General features: G+C 67.8%; 21 protein-coding genes. 12 read left to right on the forward strand and 9 right to left on the reverse strand.

Annotated elements, in window-relative coordinates:
- The first annotated feature begins 37 nt into the window (after positions 1-37).
- Both ACQP2T_RS59005 and ACQP2T_RS59010 read left to right on the forward strand, forming a co-directional pair.
- The gene (locus ACQP2T_RS59005; RefSeq protein ID WP_433513389.1) at positions 38-445 is read left to right on the forward strand and encodes a Fur family transcriptional regulator; all 408 of its coding nucleotides are present in this window, start codon (positions 38-40) and stop codon (positions 443-445) included.
- A gap of 19 nt (positions 446-464) precedes the next feature.
- A complete protein-coding gene (locus ACQP2T_RS59010; RefSeq protein ID WP_433513390.1) occupies positions 465-1,910 on the forward strand; it encodes a catalase in 1,446 nt (481 codons plus the stop codon).
- Between the two features lie 263 nt (positions 1,911-2,173).
- Here ACQP2T_RS59010 and ACQP2T_RS59015 read toward each other — a convergent pair whose 3' ends face one another.
- Both ACQP2T_RS59015 and ACQP2T_RS59020 read right to left on the reverse strand, forming a co-directional pair.
- The gene (locus ACQP2T_RS59015; RefSeq protein ID WP_357954571.1) at positions 2,174-2,401 is read right to left on the reverse strand and encodes a DUF397 domain-containing protein; all 228 of its coding nucleotides are present in this window, start codon (positions 2,399-2,401) and stop codon (positions 2,174-2,176) included.
- A gap of 55 nt (positions 2,402-2,456) precedes the next feature.
- Positions 2,457-3,239, reverse strand: a complete 783-nt coding sequence (locus ACQP2T_RS59020; protein ID WP_433513391.1) for a helix-turn-helix domain-containing protein — start codon at positions 3,237-3,239, stop codon at positions 2,457-2,459.
- An 836-nt stretch (positions 3,240-4,075) separates the two neighbouring features.
- On the opposite strand from ACQP2T_RS59020, the gene ACQP2T_RS59025 reads away from it, so the two are divergent.
- The 6 genes from ACQP2T_RS59025 (at position 4,076) to ACQP2T_RS59050 (ending at position 9,626) form a co-directional block, all read left to right on the forward strand.
- Entirely contained in the window at positions 4,076-4,207 is a 132-nt protein-coding gene (locus tag ACQP2T_RS59025; RefSeq protein ID WP_433513392.1) for a hypothetical protein, read from the forward strand.
- Position 4,208: 1 nt separating this feature from the next.
- The gene (locus ACQP2T_RS59030; protein WP_433513393.1) at positions 4,209-4,850 is read left to right on the forward strand and encodes a hypothetical protein; all 642 of its coding nucleotides are present in this window, start codon (positions 4,209-4,211) and stop codon (positions 4,848-4,850) included.
- 147 nt (positions 4,851-4,997) lie between these two features.
- Positions 4,998-7,187, forward strand: a complete 2,190-nt coding sequence (locus ACQP2T_RS59035; RefSeq protein WP_433513394.1) for a molybdopterin-dependent oxidoreductase — start codon at positions 4,998-5,000, stop codon at positions 7,185-7,187.
- Position 7,188: 1 nt separating this feature from the next.
- On the forward strand, positions 7,189-7,800 hold the full coding sequence (locus ACQP2T_RS59040; RefSeq protein WP_433513395.1) for an HD domain-containing protein: 612 nt from the start codon (positions 7,189-7,191) through the stop codon (positions 7,798-7,800).
- Between the two features lie 30 nt (positions 7,801-7,830).
- Entirely contained in the window at positions 7,831-8,742 is a 912-nt protein-coding gene (locus ACQP2T_RS59045; protein WP_433513396.1) for a Rieske 2Fe-2S domain-containing protein, read from the forward strand.
- A gap of 44 nt (positions 8,743-8,786) precedes the next feature.
- Positions 8,787-9,626: an NAD(P)H-binding protein gene (locus ACQP2T_RS59050; protein WP_433513397.1), complete on the forward strand. Its 840-nt coding sequence runs from the start codon at positions 8,787-8,789 to the stop codon at positions 9,624-9,626.
- A 205-nt stretch (positions 9,627-9,831) separates the two neighbouring features.
- On the opposite strand, the gene ACQP2T_RS59055 is transcribed toward ACQP2T_RS59050, so the two are convergent.
- The 4 genes from ACQP2T_RS59055 to ACQP2T_RS59070 form a co-directional block, all read right to left on the reverse strand.
- Entirely contained in the window at positions 9,832-10,053 is a 222-nt protein-coding gene (locus ACQP2T_RS59055; RefSeq protein ID WP_357954555.1) for a hypothetical protein, read from the reverse strand.
- A 30-nt stretch (positions 10,054-10,083) separates the two neighbouring features.
- On the reverse strand, positions 10,084-10,839 hold the full coding sequence (locus ACQP2T_RS59060) for a sulfite exporter TauE/SafE family protein (RefSeq protein ID WP_433513398.1): 756 nt from the start codon (positions 10,837-10,839) through the stop codon (positions 10,084-10,086).
- Positions 10,840-10,871: 32 nt separating this feature from the next.
- Positions 10,872-11,795, reverse strand: coding sequence for an SPFH domain-containing protein (locus tag ACQP2T_RS59065; RefSeq protein WP_225299057.1), 924 nt, complete (start codon positions 11,793-11,795; stop codon positions 10,872-10,874).
- A gap of 68 nt (positions 11,796-11,863) precedes the next feature.
- The gene (locus ACQP2T_RS59070) at positions 11,864-12,652 is read right to left on the reverse strand and encodes an ABC transporter ATP-binding protein (RefSeq protein ID WP_225299059.1); all 789 of its coding nucleotides are present in this window, start codon (positions 12,650-12,652) and stop codon (positions 11,864-11,866) included.
- Positions 12,653-12,722: 70 nt separating this feature from the next.
- Here ACQP2T_RS59070 and ACQP2T_RS59075 point away from each other — a divergent pair, with 70 nt between their 5' ends.
- Positions 12,723-13,538: a hypothetical protein gene (locus tag ACQP2T_RS59075; RefSeq protein ID WP_433513399.1), complete on the forward strand. Its 816-nt coding sequence runs from the start codon at positions 12,723-12,725 to the stop codon at positions 13,536-13,538.
- A gap of 59 nt (positions 13,539-13,597) precedes the next feature.
- Here the strand turns inward: ACQP2T_RS59075 and ACQP2T_RS59080 are convergent, their stop codons facing one another.
- On the reverse strand, positions 13,598-13,792 hold the full coding sequence (locus tag ACQP2T_RS59080) for a DUF397 domain-containing protein (protein WP_433513400.1): 195 nt from the start codon (positions 13,790-13,792) through the stop codon (positions 13,598-13,600).
- Complete coding sequence (locus ACQP2T_RS59085; protein ID WP_433513401.1) at positions 13,783-14,607, reverse strand: helix-turn-helix domain-containing protein; 825 nt, start codon at positions 14,605-14,607, stop codon at positions 13,783-13,785. The genes ACQP2T_RS59080 and ACQP2T_RS59085 overlap by 10 nt, the downstream gene beginning before the upstream one ends.
- A gap of 177 nt (positions 14,608-14,784) precedes the next feature.
- Here ACQP2T_RS59085 and ACQP2T_RS59090 point away from each other — a divergent pair, with 177 nt between their 5' ends.
- Both ACQP2T_RS59090 and ACQP2T_RS59095 read left to right on the forward strand, forming a co-directional pair.
- Entirely contained in the window at positions 14,785-15,114 is a 330-nt protein-coding gene (locus tag ACQP2T_RS59090) for a hypothetical protein (RefSeq protein WP_433513402.1), read from the forward strand.
- A 104-nt stretch (positions 15,115-15,218) separates the two neighbouring features.
- On the forward strand, positions 15,219-15,398 hold the full coding sequence (locus tag ACQP2T_RS59095) for a hypothetical protein (RefSeq protein WP_433513403.1): 180 nt from the start codon (positions 15,219-15,221) through the stop codon (positions 15,396-15,398).
- A 95-nt stretch (positions 15,399-15,493) separates the two neighbouring features.
- Here ACQP2T_RS59095 and ACQP2T_RS59100 read toward each other — a convergent pair whose 3' ends face one another.
- On the reverse strand, positions 15,494-16,438 hold the full coding sequence (locus ACQP2T_RS59100) for a lysostaphin resistance A-like protein (RefSeq protein ID WP_433513404.1): 945 nt from the start codon (positions 16,436-16,438) through the stop codon (positions 15,494-15,496).
- A 136-nt stretch (positions 16,439-16,574) separates the two neighbouring features.
- On the opposite strand from ACQP2T_RS59100, the gene ACQP2T_RS59105 reads away from it, so the two are divergent.
- Positions 16,575-17,774, forward strand: coding sequence for a sensor histidine kinase (locus ACQP2T_RS59105; RefSeq protein ID WP_433513405.1), 1,200 nt, complete (start codon positions 16,575-16,577; stop codon positions 17,772-17,774).
- Positions 17,775-17,782 lie beyond the last annotated feature (8 nt).

Below are 17,782 nucleotides of genomic sequence, written 5' to 3' on the forward strand. Positions count from 1 at the left end.
CTTGAATCATTCAGGTTTAGCACTAGCGTGTCCGGATATGGGGGACAACGACCTAATTCGCCAGGCGGGACTACGGGTGACCGCCGCCCGCCTGGCGATCATGCGGACCGTGCGCGAAGGCGACCACCTCGATGTGGAAGCCGTTCACCGCGGCGTGCTCGACCGTGTGGGTCAGGTATCCCTTCAGGCCGTCTACGACTCGCTGCACGCGCTGCACCAGGCCGGACTGCTCCGCAAGATCGAACCTATGGGCAGTCCGGCGCGCTACGAGGCCAGGGTGGGTGACAACCACCACCACCTCGTCTGCCGGCGCTGCGGCGTCATGACCGACGTCGACTGCGCGACCGGGTTCGCCCCGTGTCTGGTGCCGGTCGACGCGGCCGGATTCGTCGTGGACGAAGCCGACGTCACCTACTGGGGCGTCTGCCCGAGCTGTCAACGATGATTTTCGGAGGACCGCGCTGATGACGAACAGGCCTATCTCCACCGACGACGCCGGCATTCCCGCGCCGAGCGACGAGCACTCGCTCTCCGTCGGCCCCAACGGCCCACTTCTTATGCAGGATCACTATCTGATCCAGAAAATGGCGCACTTCAACCGGGAACGTGTTCCCGAGCGCGTCGTACACGCCAAAGGCGGCGGCGCCCATGGCGTCCTGCGAATCACCGAGGACGTCAGCCAGTTCACCAAGGCCGGCCTCTTCCAGAAGGGCAAGGAGACCCCGCTCTTCCTGCGCTTCTCGACCGTCGCCGGTGAGCTCGGCAGCCCCGACACCGCCCGCGACCCACGCGGGTTCGCGATCAAGTTCTACACCGAAGAGGGCAACTACGACCTCGTCGGCAACAACACCCCGATCTTCTTCATCCGCGACCCGCAGAAGTTCTCGGACTTCATCCACAGCCAGAAGCGCCGGGCCGACACCCACCTGCGGGACAACAACATGCAGTGGGACTTCTGGACCCTGTCGCCGGAGTCGGCGCACCAGGTCACGTTCCTCATGACCGACCGCGGCATCCCCGCCTCGTGGCGGCACATGCACGGCTTCGGCTCGCACACCTTCCTCTGGTACAACGCCGGAGGTCAGAAGTTCTGGGTGAAGTACCACTTCAGGACCGAGCAGGGCATCAAGAACTACACGGGCGAAGAGGCGGCCGCGCTGCTCGTCGACCCCGACCACCACATCCGCGACCTGCACACGGCCATCGAGGCCGGCGACCATCCGTCGTGGAAGGTGAACGTGCAGATCATGCCGTTCGAGGCCGCGGCCGACTACCGCTTCAACCCGTTCGACCTGACCAAGGTGTGGCCGCACGAGGACTACCCCGAGATCACGATCGGCCGCTTCACCCTGAACCGCAACCCGCGCAACTACTTCGCGGAGGTCGAGCAGGCCGGCTTCGAGCCGTCGAACCTGGTGCCCGGCATCGGCGCCTCGCCGGACAAGATGCTGCAGGGCCGCCTGTTCTCCTACCCCGACACGCACCGCTACCGGATCGGCCCCAACTACCTGCAACTGCCGATCAACCAGCCGCGGGCCGCGGTCAACTCCTACAACTTCGACGGTCCGATGGCCTTCAGCAACTCGCAGGACCCGGTGTACGCCCCCAACAGCGTCAACGGCCCGGCGGCGGACCCGGCGTTGTACGAGGGCGAGAACTACCAGGTGGCCGGCGAGATCATCCGGTCCGCGTACACCAAGCACGCCGAGGACGACGACTACGTCCAGCCGCGCGCCCTCTGGGAGAACGTGCTGTCAGAAACGGACCGCGCGCACCTGGTGGACAACATCGTCGGGCACGCCTCGGCCCCCGAGGTCACCTCGGAGATGAAGCAGCGCGTGGTGGAGTACTGGAACAACATCCACAAGGACCTCGGCGAGGGCGTCTCCAACGGCCTCGGCCTCTCCTGACGCCGCACGCGAAACAGCCCGCGCCCATGTGCGGCGCGGGCTGTTCCCGTTGTGGGTGGTCCAAATGGGGGGAGCAGAGGGCGCTTCGGCTGGAGTCGTCAGACCGTACTCCGCGATTGTCTGCTTCGAACCAGGTGTGGCTAGTTGATCTCCAGCGCGGTTCGGGCCAAGATATGAAGATCTTCAGATCGCGCGTACAAGGTCGAACTGGAGTGCGTGGCGGCCCTGATGGTGTTGTGTCAGCAACCTGCCAGGGCCGTTTTTCATGAAGCGGTAGCGGCAAGCGAGGTCAGGTCGAACTCGCCGTCGCGGACCCCGGCCGTAAAGGCGGCCCATTCACTCGGCGTGAAGACCAGGACGGGACCGTCCTGCTCCTTGCCGTCCCTCAAAGCGACGTTGCCGTCGGCAAGGGGTGCGACTTCGACGCAGCTGCTCGCGCCGTTGCAGAAGCTGCTCTTCTGCCAGGTCGCTACCACGGGATCGATGTACATTTTCTCCCCAAACGGGCGAAAGGGGCACCATTGCCCCTTGTTGTGATCTTTGTCGCTAGCCCCGCCACATCATGGCCTTGCGCTGGATGAGGACACGTGACTCGTCCTCGTCGAGCGCTTGGGACTTGATGTAGTCGAAGGCTGTCTCATATCCGGCCACACGTTCGAGGTCCTCGACGAAGTGAGCCGTGTAGAGCTGCTCCAGGTATACAACATCGTCGAATTCCGCGAACTTCAGATGGATGAACGCCCCCGTGTTGACGGGATGTAGCGCTTCCGTAGCCAACACCTGCACGCTGACGTGCGGCAACAGCGACATCTCCAGGAGATGCTCCATCTGCGCACGCATGACCGAGGGCTCACCGAAACGACGCATCAGCGCCGGCTCGTCGAGCACGAAGCGTAGCTGGGACGGCTGTGGGCGATGCAACACCCGCTGCTGCCGATCCAGGCGCGCCTCGACCCGGCTCCGGACACCGCTGTGCGTGATCCGTGAGATGCCACGGACGGAAAGGACGACCTCCCGTGCGTAGTCCTCAGTCTGGAGGAGACCAGGCACGATCTGGGGTTCCCAGTTGCGCTGGAATGTCGCCTCCGCTTCCAGCCCGAGGAATCTTGTGTATTCCTCCGGGAGGGCGTCTTCGTAATCTTCCCACCACCCACGCTGATCCGCATCCCTCAGCAGGGCGAAGAGTTCGTCACGTTTCTCGCTGTCGACCTTGTAGAGCTCCGCCAATGCCTTGATGTCCTCGGCACTTGGCATGGTCTTGGCGGCTTCGATCCGGCTGATCTTGCTGGGACTCCAGCCCAGGCCACTGGCCGCCTTGGCCCCCGTCATCTTCTTTCGTTCGCGTAGGAGCCGGAGCTCCTGACCGAGTCTGAGCCTGCGAACAGTCGGACTGCCCTGCTGCGATGGCACCGTCCACTCTCCTCGTCGGGAATGAAGGTGGGGGTGTAACGGGAAAGGCCACTTAGCCGTTCGGCCAATCTTACACTGCAACTTGCACGAGCACTGCCACGGACGCTTGCCGTAAGGGTTTCACGGAGTGAGCGTAGGGGGCAAGAGGGGCCCAGCCCGGAGCCGACGACTTCCCCCACCTGCTCTTGCATCGCAGGCATCTGACAGTTGGCGTGCAAGTTGCATCCACAGATGCACAACAAACATCAGGCAAGGACCAAGAAAACTAAATCTTCTCTTGCTGAATGTATTGCACCGGGCCCATCCGGGAGAGACGATCGAGCCCTGGAAGGTAACCGACGGATGGGGGGCCGAGATGACAACACGGCCTACCACATCGGGCCTATCGCTCTTCATCGCTGGCGGCCACGCGGGCCGCACCTCCGGCAACGTCGCCGTCCCGGATTTGATTCTCTGCCCCAGGGAGGCCGCTTGCCGGAAGGACCCCGCACGCATCTGACTGACCACAGCGCATGTCGCTCATTCGAGCATGGAGAAACACGAAGAAGCCGGACCCAGGCTGACCACCTATTAGCCGCTCAAAAGGGCTGCCACCCTGCGGCGTCACCGGTCATCAGCCTGCGATCCGGCGAAAGAACCCACCTCGAGTAATGCCGCGAAAGAGGTGTTCCATGTACTCACAAGGTACCAAGGGACTCAGCCGAATCAAGACCCGGATCCGGGAACTCATGGCATGGGCGGATCGAGAAATCTGCATGGAGCCGGATGAGTTCGCCTACCGGCGCGGCTGGACCGTCGCCAAGGTCGGATTCGGCGCTCGTCGCTACCGCGACCCCCGATTCGACCAGCTCACGATCCCCTCCCGAGTCGCCGAGGAGGTGTCCTGAGATGTCGAGGAACCCGCGCAACCAGATCTACCCCGCCAATGAGGACCTGCCACCCGGCCGTACCGGACTGCCTGCCAGGCTTTGGCGGATCCGTACCGAGTTGCTGCTGATCGGGGCGCTCAGCCTGTTCGTGCTGACCCTGCTGGGCGCCACCCAGCAGGGCCGGTGGTGGCCGTTCATCATGCTGACCAGCGCGATCTCCGCGCCCGCGGTGACCAGGACCGGTCGCAACTGGGTGATGGCGCACTTCTGGTGCGTGGCGTCCCGGCACCGGCTGCAGAAGACCTGCCTGGAGACCACCATGCACACCCGCGCGGGCCGGATCCCCCTGGTGTTGTGGATCACGCCCACGCGTACGGGTGAGAAGGCCCTGGTGATGACCAGGGCGGGCATCTCCGCCGCGGAGTTCGAGGCGTACGCCGAGGAGATCGCCGCGGCGTGCTGGGCCAGGAGCGCCAACGTCTACCGGCACCGCAAATGGGCGCACCTGCTGATCGTGGAGATCGTCCGCCGTGACGAGTTGCCCGGCGCCGTCTCCCCCGGACTCGACCGGCTCTATGGCCGCGCCTGGGCCTCTCTGAGGACCGACCTCGAGGAGCCCCCTGATCTGGCCAGGCCGTTCGCCCTGCCGCAGGTCGGCTGACGGCCCGCCCATGACCTGGGGAGTGGCGGCTCGGGCCTGGGCCGGACGCTCCCCAGTGCAAGCCCCGGAGACCGCGGGGGCTCCGGGGCTTCCCCATATGTGTCGTACGAGCAAAGATGAGTTCCACCGACGAACTCAGGAGCCGTGATGACGTCGACCGTTCACCGGACCTGTCCCCTGTGCGAGGCCGTGTGCGGCCTGACACTCACCCTCGACGAGGGCGGGCACGTGACGAGCGTGCGGGGCGACAAGGAGGACCCGTTCAGCAAGGGCTTCATCTGCCCCAAGGGCGCCAGCCTGGGCCGCCTGGACGAGGACCCCGACCGGCTGCGCAAGCCGCTGATCCGGGAGGGCGAGCTCTGGCGCGAGGTCGGCTGGGACGAGGCGTTCGCCGCCGTCAAGCAGGGCCTCGACCAGGTCACGGAGCGGCACGGCCGCCAGTCGGTCGGCGTCTATCTCGGCAACCCCAACGTGCACAACATGGCGGGCCAGCTCTACGGCACGCCGCTGCTCAAGTCCCTCGGCACCCGCAACATCTTCTCGGCCAGCACCGCCGACCAGATGCCCAAGCACGTCGCCAGCGGGCTGATGTTCGGCCATCCGCTCGCCGTCCCCGTGCCGGACCTCGACCGGACCGACTACCTGCTCATGCTGGGCGCCAACCCACTGGAGTCGAACGGCTCGCTGTGCACCGCGCCCGACTTCCCCGGCCGGCTCAAGGCGCTGCGCGCCCGCGGCGGCCGGCTCGTCGTGGTCGACCCCCGCCGCACCAGGACCGCCGGACTGGCCGACGAGCACGTGTTCGTACGTCCGGGCACCGACGCCTACCTGCTCTTCGGGATCACGCACACGCTCTTCGCCGAGGAGCTGACCACGGTGTCTCACGAGGTCAACGGCCTGGAGGAGTTACGCGAGGCGGCCAAACACTTCCCGCCCGAGGTGGTGTCCCGCCGCACCGGCGTGCCCGCCGAGGTGATCGTCCGGCTGGCCAGGGAGCTGGCGGCGGCCAGGACGGCGGCCGTCTACGCCAGGATCGGCACGTGTACGGCCGAGTTCGGCACGCTGGCCCAGTGGCTGGTGGACGTGCTCAATGTCCTCACCGGCAACCTCGACCGGCCCGGCGGCGCCATGTTCGCCAAACCCGCCACCGAGTTCGGCCTGGGCCGCCGCCCCTACACCGTGGGCCGGTGGAAAAGCCGCGTCAGGGGCCTGCCCGAGGCCAACGGCGAGCTGCCGGTCGCCACCCTCGCCGACGAGATCGAGACACCCGGCGACGGACAGATCCGCTTCCTCCTCACCGTGGCCGGCAATCCGGTGCTCTCCGCGCCGCACGGCACCCGGCTCGACGCGGCCTTCGAGCGGCTCGACTTCATGGTCAGCGTCGACCCCTACCTGAACGAGACCACCAAGCACGCGAACGTCATCCTGCCGCCGCCGCGGGCCCTCCAGTCGGGGCACTACGACTTCGCCCTGCTCAACTTCGCGGTACGCAACTACGCCCGCTACTCGCCGCCATCGCTGCCGCTGGACGGGCAGCCGTCGGAGGCGCAGATCCTGGCCCGGCTGACCATGATCGCTTCCGGGCTGGACGGCGATCTGGACGAGTTCGTCCTCGACCAGATGCTGCGCAAGGCGGTCGACCTGCCGGGCTCGGGCGTGGAGGGACGCGACGTGGCCGAGTTGCGGGCCGCGCTCGAAGGCGATTGCGGGGCCGAGCGCCGGCTCGATCTGATGCTCAAGCTGGGCCCGTACGGAGAATGGGCGGGCAAAGGCGACCTGTCGCTGCGCAAGCTGCTCGACCACCCGCACGGGCTGGATCTCGGGCCGCTGGAGCCCCGGCTGGGCGAGGTGCTGAGGACCGCCTCCGGGGTGATCGAGCTCGCGCCGCCGCAGCTCATCGAGGACGTCGAGCGGCTGCGCGGCGGGCTGGAGCAGGAGCCGCCGGACATCGTGCTGATCGGGCGGCGCCACCTGCGCTCCAACAACAGCTGGCTGCACAACGTGGGCCCGCTGGTCGGCGGCAGCAACACCTGCACGCTCCAGATCAACCCGGCCGACGTGGCCCGGCTCGGACTGGACGGGGAGGCCCTGGTCCGCTCGGCCACGGGAGAGCTCAGAGTGCCGCTCGAACCCACCGATACGATCATGCCGGGCGTGGTCAGCCTGCCGCACGGCTGGGGACACGCGGGCAGCGCCCAGCTGGTCGCCGCCGAACACGCGGGAGTTAGCGCGAACATACTGACCGATGAGTCCGCAATCGATGTTCCGTCGGGAAATGCCGTGTTCAATGGGGTTCCGGTGACGATTTTGCCAACCGGGGTGATCACCGCACAATAAGGTGTCGCGCGTGACTATCGCACCAGAAGAGGACCGCCTGACCGCCCAGATCGCCTTCGCCGTCGAGATCGACAAGTTGAAGCGGATCATCCGCCGCAACCATCTCATGGACGGCTCACGGCGAGAGAACGACGCAGAGCACTCCTGGTACGTAGGCATGCTGGCCATGGTCCTGGGCGAGCACGCGCCACCCGGGACAGATATCCAGCGGGTGGTGTCCATGCTGCTCGTGCACGACCTGGTCGAGATCGACGCCGGTGACACCTTCGTCTATGACACTGCCGCGGTGGCCGCCCAGCCCGAAGCGGAGCGGGCCGCCGCGGACCGCATCTTCGCGCTGCTCCCGGGCGAGCAGGGGGCGGCGATGCGGGCGCTCTGGGACGAGTTCGAGGCCAGGCAGACGCCGGAGGCGAAGTTCGCCCGAGCGCTCGACCGCTTCGCGCCGATCCTGGCCAACCACCACACCGAGGGCGGCACCTGGCCGCTGTTCAAGGTGACGGCCGCACAGGTCAAGGAGAAGGTACGGCTCATCGAGGACGGCTCGCCGTCGCTCGGGGCGTACGCGCTCGAGCTGGTCGAGCTCTCCATCGCCAGGGGGCACCTGTCCGAGTGATGCCCTTATGGCCGGGGTAGGGGACTTGTCGTGAAAGAGAAAGTACGAGCGAGAAGGCGGCAGTCGCGGCGTTTTGTGGGGCCGGTCGACCTGGCCGACCGGCTCGAACGGTCCAAAGCCATGGACGAGCCGATCCGAGTGCTGGCCAAGGCCATACGCAAGGGGATCCGGCCGGGACGGCTGCGCGACTGGCTGCACGGCGTGCCCACGGGCAAACCGCTGCACCCGCCGCTCGCCTCCTTCAGCCTGGGCTGCTGGATGTCCACCGCGGTGCTCGACTGGACCAGCACCGATCCCCGGGCCGCGCGGCTGCTGCTGGCCACGGGCCTCGGCAGCGCGCTGCCCACCGCGGCCGCCGGTCTGACCGACTGGTCGTCTCTCCATCGCGAGCAGCAGCGTGTCGGGTTCGTCCACATGCTGTCGAACGTGACCGCGCTGGGGTTCTTCTCCGCCTCACTCCTGGCCCGGCTGCGCGGGAACGAGCGCGCCGGCAAGATGCTGACCATCGCCGGTCTGAGCGTCGGCGGTCTCGGCGCCTACCTGGGCGGGAATCTGGCCTACCGGCAGGCGGCGGGCGCCAACCACGCGCCCCAGGTCACCCATCTCGTACCACTGGGCTGGCACGACCTTTGCCTGGTCAACGACCTGCCTCAGGGCCGCCCCGTGTCACGGCGGCTCGGCTACATCCAGCTCTTCGTGCTGCGGCACAGCTCGGGCGTCACCGTGCTCGCCGACCGGTGCTCCCACCTCGCGGGCCCGCTCCACCAGGGGCGGCTCGTCGTGGAGAACGGTGAGGCGTGCGTGGTCTGCCCCTGGCACGGCAGCACGTTCCGGCTGGTGGACGGGTCTGTCAAGCACGGTCCGGCGACCGCGCCCGCGCCGACGTTCGAGACCCGGATCCGCAGCGACGGCACACTCCAGGTACGGCCGAGCATGACCTGAAGACCGCTTGACCTGAACATTGGTTGAAGTTCTACGGTCCGTCCATGAGCAGAATTCTGGTGACCGGCGCGACCGGCAACGTAGGCAAGCACGTGGTCTCCCAACTGGCCGGGGCGGGCCTCCAGGTCCGCGCCCTGGTCCGCGACCCGGACCGGGCGAAACTCCCGGAAGGGGTCGAGGCGGTCCAGGGCGACCTGTCCATCCCCGAGACCCTGGAACCGGCGCTGAAGGACGTCGAGTCCGTCTTCCTGATCTGGCCCGGCTTCGCCGCCGAGACCGCCCGGGACGTAGTGGCGGCCATCGCCGCCCACGCGCGCCGTATCGTCTACCTGTCGGCCGACGTCGAGGATCTGGCCGATGGTGAATCGCCGACGCTGTTCCACCAGGAGGTGGAACGGCTGATCAGGCACACCGGCCTGAGCTGGACATTCCTGCGGCCCGTGGGTTTCGCGGCCAACACGCTCGGCTGGGCCGACCAGGCCAGGCAGGGCGTGGTGCGCTGGCCGTACGGGGAGGCGCGCAGGTCGTTGATCCACGAGAAGGACATCGCGGCGGTGGCCGTGCACGTGCTCACCTCGGCCGGGCACGGCGGGGGCAAGTACGTCCTCAGCGGGCCCGAGCAGCTGTCACAGGCCGAGCAGGCGCGGATCATCGGCGAGGCGGTCGGCCGGGAGGTCCGATGGGTGGAGCTGCCGCTGGACGTCGCCCGCGAGCAACTGCTGGCCGCGTGGGGTGACGCCCGGTTCGTGGACGGCGCGCTCGCGGGCTGGGGCGCGTTCGTGGACACGCCTGAGCGGATCACGGATACGGTCCCGAAGCTGCTCGGACGGCCGGCGCTGACGTTCCGCGAGTGGGCCGCCGACCACGCGGCCGACTTCCGCTGACATCGCGCCTTGGCCCGCCGAACGTGGCCGACTTCCGCTGATGTCGCGCCTTAGCCCGCCGGCTCCGGCCCTTCCGCTGACGTCGCGCGCCTGAGCCCGCCGCCTCCCGCTTCCCTACGGGCCGTCTCCGCCCTCTCCCCCGAAGGGGGGATCCCCTCCGAGGGACGCCAGCCATCACGGACCGTCTCAGGGGCCGCGGCGGGGGTCAGCTCTCGTCGGCCGGATGTTCCACCAGGGCCAGGATCCGGCTGGACATGAACCGCGCCGTACGCACCGCGGTGCCGCTCCTGGTCACCTCACTGACCTCGACCAGCCCCCGCCGCGTGGCCACCTCGACACGGCGGCCCGCGCGGGTGGCGGCGATCTCGTAGGTGCGCGGGGATGAGTCGCCCGCGTCGATGACGATCTCCACCCGATCACCCTTCATGTACGGATTTATACCCAGAATGCCCGGTATTTATCCGTACACCAGTTTGATAATCGCCACGATCCCCACACAAACGATGATGCCCCGCAGCACCGGAGCCGGGATGCGGCGCCCGACCTTGGCCCCGACGAACCCACCCACCGTGGCCCCCAGCGCCACCGCCAGCACCGCCCACCAATCCACGTGGGCGATGAAGACGAACAGCACGGCCGCGGTGCCGTTGACGATCAGGGAGAGCACGTTCTTGGCCGCGTTCACCCGCTGCAGGGGTTCGGTCAGGAAGCTGCCGAGCAGCCCGATCAGCAGCACGCCCTGGGCCGCGCCGAAGTAGCCGCCGTAGATCCCCGCCCCCAGCACGCCGAGCCAGAGCAGCACCCCGCCGTGGGGATCGTCGTTCTTACGCCGGGCCGACAGCCAGCCGTTGAGCTTGGGCTGCACCACGACCAGTACGCAGGCCAGCCCGATCAGCACCGGAACCACGACCTGGAAGACCCTCGGGTCGAGGAACAGCAGCAGGATCCCACCGATCAGCGAGCCGATCGCCGAGGCGGGCCCTAGGCGCAGCAGCCGTTCGCGCTGCCCGGCGAGCTCGGCGCGGTAGCCGTACGCGCCGGTGAAGGAGCCGGGCACCAGGCCGATGTTGTTGGAGACGTTCGCCACGACCGGGTCGATGCCGACGGCCACGAGCGTGGGAAAGGTGATCAGCGAGCCCGACCCGACCACCGCGTTGATGGCTCCGGCCGCGACCCCGGCCCCGAACACCGCGACCGCCTCCCACACTGTCATCCGACAGAGCTTAGAGGCGGCCCCTTTCCCGGCTACAGGTCGGGGTCATCCTTGGGCGGCGAGAAGAGACCGCCCAGATTCTCCAGCGCCCGGCCCATCTCCGACGGGACGATCCAGATCTTGTTGGCGTCACCCTTGGCGATCTCAGGGAGCATCTGCAGGTATTGGTAGGCGAGCAGCCGCTGGTCCGGTTTGCCCTCGTGGATGGCCTTGAACACCATCCCGATCGCGTCGGCCTGCCCCTTGGCCCGCATGGCCTGGGCCTCGGCCTCCGCCTGGGCGCGCAGCACGGCCGCCTCCGCCTCGCCACGGGCGCGCAGGACCGCCGCCTGCTGCTCGCCCTCGGCCGTCAGGATGGCCGCCTGCCGCTGCCCCTCCGCGGCCAGCACCGCGGCCCGCTTGTCGCGGTCGGCGCGCATCTGCTTCTCCATCGAGTCCTGGATGGAGGAGGGCGGGTCGATGGCCTTGAGCTCGACCCGGTTGACCCGGATGCCCCACTTGCCGGTCGCCTCGTCGAGCACGCCGCGCAGCTCGGTGTTGATCTCCTCGCGCGAGGTCAGCGTGCTCTCCAGGTCCATGCCGCCGACCACGTTACGCAGCGTGGTGACGGTCAGCTGCTCGACGCCGACCAGGAAGTTGGCGATCTCGTACGTGGCCGCCTTCGGATTGGTCACCTGGAAGTAGATGACGGTGTCGATCGAGACCACGAGGTTGTCGGAGGTGATCACCGGCTGCGGCGGGAACGAGACGACCTGCTCGCGAAGGTCGATCAGATCCTTGATCCGGTCGACGAACGGCACCACCAGGTTGAGCCCCGGCTTCAGCGTGCGGTGATAGCGGCCGAGCCGCTCGATGATCGCCGCGGTCGCCTGGGGGATGATGCGGACCGTCCGCGTCACCCCGAACCCCACCGCGGCGACCACGACGATGGCGACGATGAGCTGCTCCGTGGACATGCCAACGCTCCGAGGCCGAGGGGATCGCCTTCGTAAATGCTAATGGTCGTTCAGCGGATTTACGCGATCTAGTGCGCGCGGGCGTACCAACGTCCTTCGGCGCTTCGGTCTAGCGTCAGCGGCACCCCGAACGTCTGCGACAGGTTGTCGGCCGTCATCACGTGCTCCAGCGGCCCCTGGGCCACGACCGAGCCGTGCTTGAGCAGCAGCCCATGGGTGAACCCGTTGGGCACCTCCTCCACGTGATGCGTGACCAGCACCAGCGTGGGTGAGCGGAGGTCGTTGGCGAGGACCGACAGCCGGCGTACGAGGTCCTCCCTACCGCCCAGGTCGAGCCCGGCCGCCGGCTCGTCCAGCAGCAGCATCTCGGGGTCGGGCATGAGCGCACGGGCGATCTGCACCCGTTTACGCTCACCCTCGGACAGGGTGCCGAATCTGCGCCTGATCAGATGCGCGGCGCCCATCATGTCGATCAGCTCAACGGCCCTGGTGACATCGTTGGAGTCGTATTCCTCGGTCCAGCGGCCCATGATCGCGTAGGACGCCGTCAGGACCAGGTCGATGACCTTCTCCTCCGGCGGAATGCGTTCGGCCAGCGCGGCGCTCGCCAAACCGATGCGGGGCCGCAGGTCGAAGACGTCGGCCTGACCCAGCCGCTCGCCGAGCACCTCCACGATCCCCTCGCTCGGATAGAGCAGTGTCGCCGCGACCTGCAACAAGGTCGTTTTGCCTGCTCCGTTCGGCCCGATGACGACCCAGCGCTCGTCCTCGTTGACCGTCCAGTCGATGCCGCGCAACAGGGCTGCTCCGTCGCGCCGGACGGCGACGTCCTGGAGCCGCAGCACCTGACCACCCATCCCCGTATCCCTCCTTTAGGAGTAACGCTCGGGACAAACCTATTGCAGGGCGAGCGCATATCGTGGATCGGTGCCTCCTGAATCACCTGTCTCTCCTCCGCTGGTCGCCTGGGGCAACGCCTGGCTCGCCGGTCACGTCGGTCTCGACGAGGCCGTGGACCGGGTCGAAGCCGCCGCCGGTCCCGCCGTCGTGGGCCCCGCCGACGTCTCAGGCTCCCCCGTGGACGTCTCAGGCTCCCCTGCCGACGTCTCGGGCTCCCCTGCCGGCGTCTCGGGTTCCGCTGCCGTGGGCGACGTGCCGTTGCGTGCCTACCTCGCCGGGCTGCGGTCCGACGGGCTGACCGAGTTCCGGCTCGCCCTGCCCGCGCCCGGCGACCCACTCGGGCTCTCCGGGCCGCCCGCCTTCAACGCGGCCGCGGTGGAGGCCGGTCAGGCGGTCATCGCGGTGCTCTCCGGCCACTGCCTCGGGCTCGTGCCCTCGCCCGACCTGCGCGGTTCGTCCTATGTGGGGGTACGACTGGCCGTACACCCCTCGGGGCCCGTACGCGTGGACCTGCCCTCGGTGGCCGAGGCGGAGCGGGAACTGTCGATCGCGATGCGGTCGGCGACGGACGCGCTGGCCTCGGTCGACGGACCCGCACCGGAGCGGCCCGACCGGCTGGGACGGCTCGGCGGCGAACTGGCCCCCGGCTATCCGGGACGGGCGCATCGCGTCTCCGCCCTGGCCACCCGGCTGGGCGCGGTGCTGCGGGTGGCCGACGAGAGGGGGCTCACCTCGGGCCAGCTCGCGGCGAGCGGCGAGGCCCTGCGGGAGCTCGACCGGGCCGTACGGCGGGCCCTGGTGGCGGCACACCACGCCATCTTCGAGCCGGTCAAGCATCAGTAGCCGCGACCAGCCCTGCACAAGCCTCCAGCGGTAGGCAGCCAGGGCGCCGGGGTCAGCTCCTAGATCTTGTCTGCCTTCACCTGGGCGATGAAATCGGCCCATACCTCGGGTGCGAACACCAGGGCTGGGCCGCTGGGGTCCTTACTGTCGCGGACGGCGACGATGCCGGGCAGGTTGGTGGCCACCTCGACGCAGTCACCACCGTTGCCGCCACTGTGGCTGCTCTTGAACCAATGGGCGTCCGTCAGATCCATGATCCCATCGCTTTCTCCATCAGGGCCACCGACGCGGCCTGTGGCAGGGCACACGCCCGGAGCGCGTCGAGCTGGGCCGACAGGGTCTCGATTTCGGTGAGAGCGTTGACTATCTGACCCTCGGATGCAGTTTCCAAATAGACTATATCGTGCGATCCTCTAAAACTCGCGATCACGAAAGCCCCGGTCATACCGGCATGCGCGCCCACTTCAAGCGGGATGACTTGAATGGTGATTCGGGGCAGCTGAACCAATTCGAGAAGCTGCTCCAGCTGCTTACGCATGACTTGCGCGCCGCCAACGGGACGCATCAACACGGCTTCGTCCAGGGTGACCAAGAACATGGGCGGGTCCGGCTTGGTGAGGATTCGTTGCCGTTCCATGCGTGAGGTCACCAGATCTTCCACCTGCTCCCCGGTATCGCCCGGTCGTCCCGCTCGTAGAACCGCTCGTGCGTAGTCCTCGGTTTGCAGCAGTCCCGGAACGAGGATGGGCTGGAAGCTCCGCAGGGTCCGGGCCTCGCGTTCCAGTTCGACGAACGGCCGGAACCACACGGGGGAGACGTCCCTGCCGATCAAAGGCCATAGGCGGACGAGAGCGCCATCCGTCTCCAATGCGTCATCACACTTCTCCGCGAACTCCCTCGTCGGCGCGCGTTTTGCCGTCTCGATGAGACCGACAAGAGACGTGGAATAGGAGATCCTACGCGCGAGATCCTTCTGACTCCATTGCGCCGCCTCTCGGTATTTACGCAGTTCGGCCCCCCAGTAAGCAAGAACACTCGCGTTCGCGTCCAGCTCGTTCGGAGAGGGCATCGCTACTCCTGTCCTACAGGGGTCTACACGAATCGTTGTGTGTCCTACCAAAGACGCCACCGAATCTGCGGGCTCACCGTTGGAGGCATCCCACTACCGAACGTAGTCGCCTCGCTACACATTTGGAAGGGCAATCCGACTGCAAATATCAACCGCGCCGAGAGGAGACGGACAACGATGATCGCTCCCGCCCTGCCGGCCCGAACGCCTGCCGTACACGCCGCTGAACAGCTCAATAACGCGCTGAAACAGCACGGGATCTTCGCTGACGTTCATGACGGCTATGGCATCGCCCTGGTGTCGGTCTGGGTTGATCTTCTGGTCTGGACGGACGGCTTCGTCTACCGCTGGTGGACGGGGCAGATCTCAGGGCGGACGGGCCGACGGCTCTACACGGTCTACAACGTGGAGAACCCGGCTACCGTCGCCCGTTGCGTCGCGCGCCGGTACGTAGAACTACATCAAAGCCGCGCGTTGTTGGAGCCGGTCCATGGGGACACGTCGTGAAGTCACTTGAAGAGTGCCTGAGCCCGCACGTGGCCATGCCTCAGCGCGATCACACTCGGTTGAAGTGGAGCAAGCCGTACCGGACATCTAATCGCATAAGGCCGGTGAGCTGGACCTGCGCCTGCCGCGCCACGGTCTACGAACTGTGCGAGGGCGGCGGGCAGGCGTTCATCCGGCGAACCGTTCAGCGCGACCACAAGCACGAGATCCACGAGACCAGCCGATGGTCTCTCGCCGAAGCTCGGGTGATCTGGGCGGGGTTGCTGTCCGGTAGCGCCCGGTAGACGGGCGTGGCGGCGTGGGATCTGGAGGGACGGCGTCGCCACGCCCACCAAGGCGTCGAGGAGCACGAGCCGGTCGGGCCGTAACACGCGGCGGATCAGGCGGGAACGGCGGTGAGCGGCTCGACGCGAGACCTCCGGCGATAGACCACCAGGGCGCCCGCGCACAGGAGAGCCAGCAGGAGCGTGGTCGGCAGGCCGGTGAACGGTCCGGCCAGCGCCGCCTCTCCGGCCAGCGGGCTCGCCTTCGGCTGGCTCAGCAAGAGCACGGCCATGTCCGGCTTCGGCTGCCCCGGCACGGCCACCACGAAGGCGTTACTGGCCAGCCAGAGCGGCGTCGCGTGGAAGGCCATGGTCGCCCAGAGACTGCGCGTGGTCAGCGTGAGCAGCGCCCCCAGCACCGACCAGAGCACCAGGTTGGTCGCGAGCACCCAGTGGAAGGTGTGCAGCGGCCAGATCAGCATCAGGGGTCCGACGAAGTGGAAGAGCGCGAACGCCGCGGACGACAGGGCGATGCCCGCGGGCACGCCCCATCGCGTCCCCGCGCTCTGCAGGATCCAGCCCCGGAAGAGGATCTCCTCGATGGCGATCATTATGAGCCTGGCCAAGTAGGAGACGGGCAGCAGGTAGACCAGGGCGGAGCTCCACAGCGAGCCGTCCACGCTCAGGTTGCCCGTGGCGTACTGCAGCCCCAGCCAGCCCGCGATGAAGGCCGCGCCCAGGCCGAAGCCGATCAGGTGCTGCCGCCAGGCGTCGCGGCCCCGGGAGAGGCCGAGCGAGGCGAACGGCCGCTTCTCGTAGAAGCGCGTCCAGAGCCACAGCAGCACGAAGATCGGTGCGTGCTGGATCACGATCTGGAGCAGCATCAGGACCGCGAAGAGCGGGCCCGAATGCCTGCCGGGGAAGAGCATGCCAAGGGGCAGCAGGAGCGCTATTCCGATGACGATCCCCGCGGCGTAGATCAATTGCGCCAGCAGGACCGCGAGAAGCGGATGGGTCGTGCGTTTCCCGGCCGTCGCGGCATTGACGAAAGCATTGTCCATATCGCCGAACGTAGAGATCGGCCACGCCCGGCGAATCATGCGCGAGACCGATCACGGCCTGTCTTCGCATGTGTCGCAGGTCATGTTCGCCCGCCGGCCCCGAGGGGTTCGCCGTCCCCGCTGTTAGCGTGGAAGCGTGGCCGGAAGTGATCGTTGGACACGTGGCACCGATGAGCGGGCCCCCTACCTTCTGAGCGCCCTTTTCGGCGGCTCGGATCTGATGCTTCTCTGGGCCGCGCTCCAGGTGGCGGCCGGTGACCACAGATTGTGGTTCTTCTGCGTGCCTCCCCTGGCGATGCTGGGCATGTGGCCGTTCCTGCGGTGGAATCGGGCGGCCTCGCGGACCCGTAGAGCGGTCAGCCTCCTTTTCGTGCTGGCCGCGCTGGGTGGGATGGGCACCGGAAGCGCGATCACGACCATCCCCCTGGTGGTGGTGGTGCTCACGCACATCGTCTCCGTGTTCGGGTTCGGCGGGGGCGTGTGGTTCAGCGCGGTCGCGGTGGGTTTCACCCTGACCGCGAATCTGATGGCGGGGCGAGATGCCTGGCGGTTGCTCGCCGAGACGATCGTGATGACCGTGTTCACGGTGTGGGCGCTGATCGCCACCCGTGTGCTGCTGGGCGCCAGGCAGCGCGCCGCCGACAACGAACGGCTGCTGGCCGAGCTGACCGACGCCCATGCGGAGCTGCGCCGCTACGCCGCCCGGGTACGCGAGCTCACGGTGGCCGAGGAGCGGGCCCGGATGTCGCGCGAGATGCATGACTCCGTCGGCCACTACCTCACAGTGATCAACCTCGGCCTGGAGAACGCCCAGCGCTACCGCGCGGCCCGCCCCGACGAGGCGTGGGCCGAGGTGCGCCAGGCCCAGCAGCTCACCGTCGAGGCCCTGGCCGACACCAGGCGCTGGGTGCGGGCGCTCAAGCCGCTGGCGCTGGAGGGCAAGGCGGGCGCCGCGGCCCTGGCCGAGCTGGCCCGGTCGTTCGAGGGCACCGGGCTGGACGTCGCGTTCCGCGCGGAGGGTGCGGAACCGGCCTTGGCGGAGCAGGCCGAGCTGGTGATGTACCGGGCGCTGCAGGAGGGGCTGACGAACGCGGTGCGCCATTCGGGGGCGCGGCGCGTGGAGGTTGTTCTCGGCGCCGCGGACGACCGCGTCGAGCTGGCCGTCACCGACGACGGATGCGGCGCGACGGACGAGGAGCTCGGCGCCGGGCACGGCCTGACCGGGCTGCGCCAGCGGGTCGACGCCCTCGGCGGCTCGCTCCACGCCGGGAGCCTCGCGGACGGCGGGTTCGCATTACGGGTCAGCCTGCCCGTTGGTGTGGGGGTGGGCGCGTGACCGTACAG

Origin of the sequence: Nonomuraea sp. CA-143628 (genome assembly GCF_050942315.1) — a bacterium.
Lineage (GTDB): Bacteria > Actinomycetota > Actinomycetes > Streptosporangiales > Streptosporangiaceae > Nonomuraea.

Bases quoted from the DNA above. Each gene is read 5' to 3' on its own strand.
- ACQP2T_RS59005 (WP_433513389.1), top strand. From the start codon at position 38: ATGGGGGACAACGACCTAATTCGCCAGGCGGGACTACGGGTGACCGCC.
- ACQP2T_RS59010 (WP_433513390.1), top strand. From the start codon at position 465: ATGACGAACAGGCCTATCTCCACCGACGACGCCGGCATTCCCGCGCCG.
- ACQP2T_RS59015 (WP_357954571.1), bottom strand. From the start codon at position 2,401: ATGTACATCGATCCCGTGGTAGCGACCTGGCAGAAGAGCAGCTTCTGC.
- ACQP2T_RS59020 (WP_433513391.1), bottom strand. From the start codon at position 3,239: ATGACGGGGGCCAAGGCGGCCAGTGGCCTGGGCTGGAGTCCCAGCAAG.
- ACQP2T_RS59025 (WP_433513392.1), top strand. From the start codon at position 4,076: ATGGAGCCGGATGAGTTCGCCTACCGGCGCGGCTGGACCGTCGCCAAG.
- ACQP2T_RS59030 (WP_433513393.1), top strand. From the start codon at position 4,209: ATGTCGAGGAACCCGCGCAACCAGATCTACCCCGCCAATGAGGACCTG.
- ACQP2T_RS59035 (WP_433513394.1), top strand. From the start codon at position 4,998: ATGACGTCGACCGTTCACCGGACCTGTCCCCTGTGCGAGGCCGTGTGC.
- ACQP2T_RS59050 (WP_433513397.1), top strand. From the start codon at position 8,787: ATGAGCAGAATTCTGGTGACCGGCGCGACCGGCAACGTAGGCAAGCAC.
- ACQP2T_RS59055 (WP_357954555.1), bottom strand. From the start codon at position 10,053: ATGAAGGGTGATCGGGTGGAGATCGTCATCGACGCGGGCGACTCATCC.
- ACQP2T_RS59060 (WP_433513398.1), bottom strand. From the start codon at position 10,839: ATGACAGTGTGGGAGGCGGTCGCGGTGTTCGGGGCCGGGGTCGCGGCC.
- ACQP2T_RS59065 (WP_225299057.1), bottom strand. From the start codon at position 11,795: ATGTCCACGGAGCAGCTCATCGTCGCCATCGTCGTGGTCGCCGCGGTG.
- ACQP2T_RS59070 (WP_225299059.1), bottom strand. From the start codon at position 12,652: ATGGGTGGTCAGGTGCTGCGGCTCCAGGACGTCGCCGTCCGGCGCGAC.
- ACQP2T_RS59080 (WP_433513400.1), bottom strand. From the start codon at position 13,792: ATGGATCTGACGGACGCCCATTGGTTCAAGAGCAGCCACAGTGGCGGC.
- ACQP2T_RS59085 (WP_433513401.1), bottom strand. From the start codon at position 14,607: ATGCCCTCTCCGAACGAGCTGGACGCGAACGCGAGTGTTCTTGCTTAC.
- ACQP2T_RS59090 (WP_433513402.1), top strand. From the start codon at position 14,785: ATGATCGCTCCCGCCCTGCCGGCCCGAACGCCTGCCGTACACGCCGCT.
- ACQP2T_RS59100 (WP_433513404.1), bottom strand. From the start codon at position 16,438: ATGGACAATGCTTTCGTCAATGCCGCGACGGCCGGGAAACGCACGACC.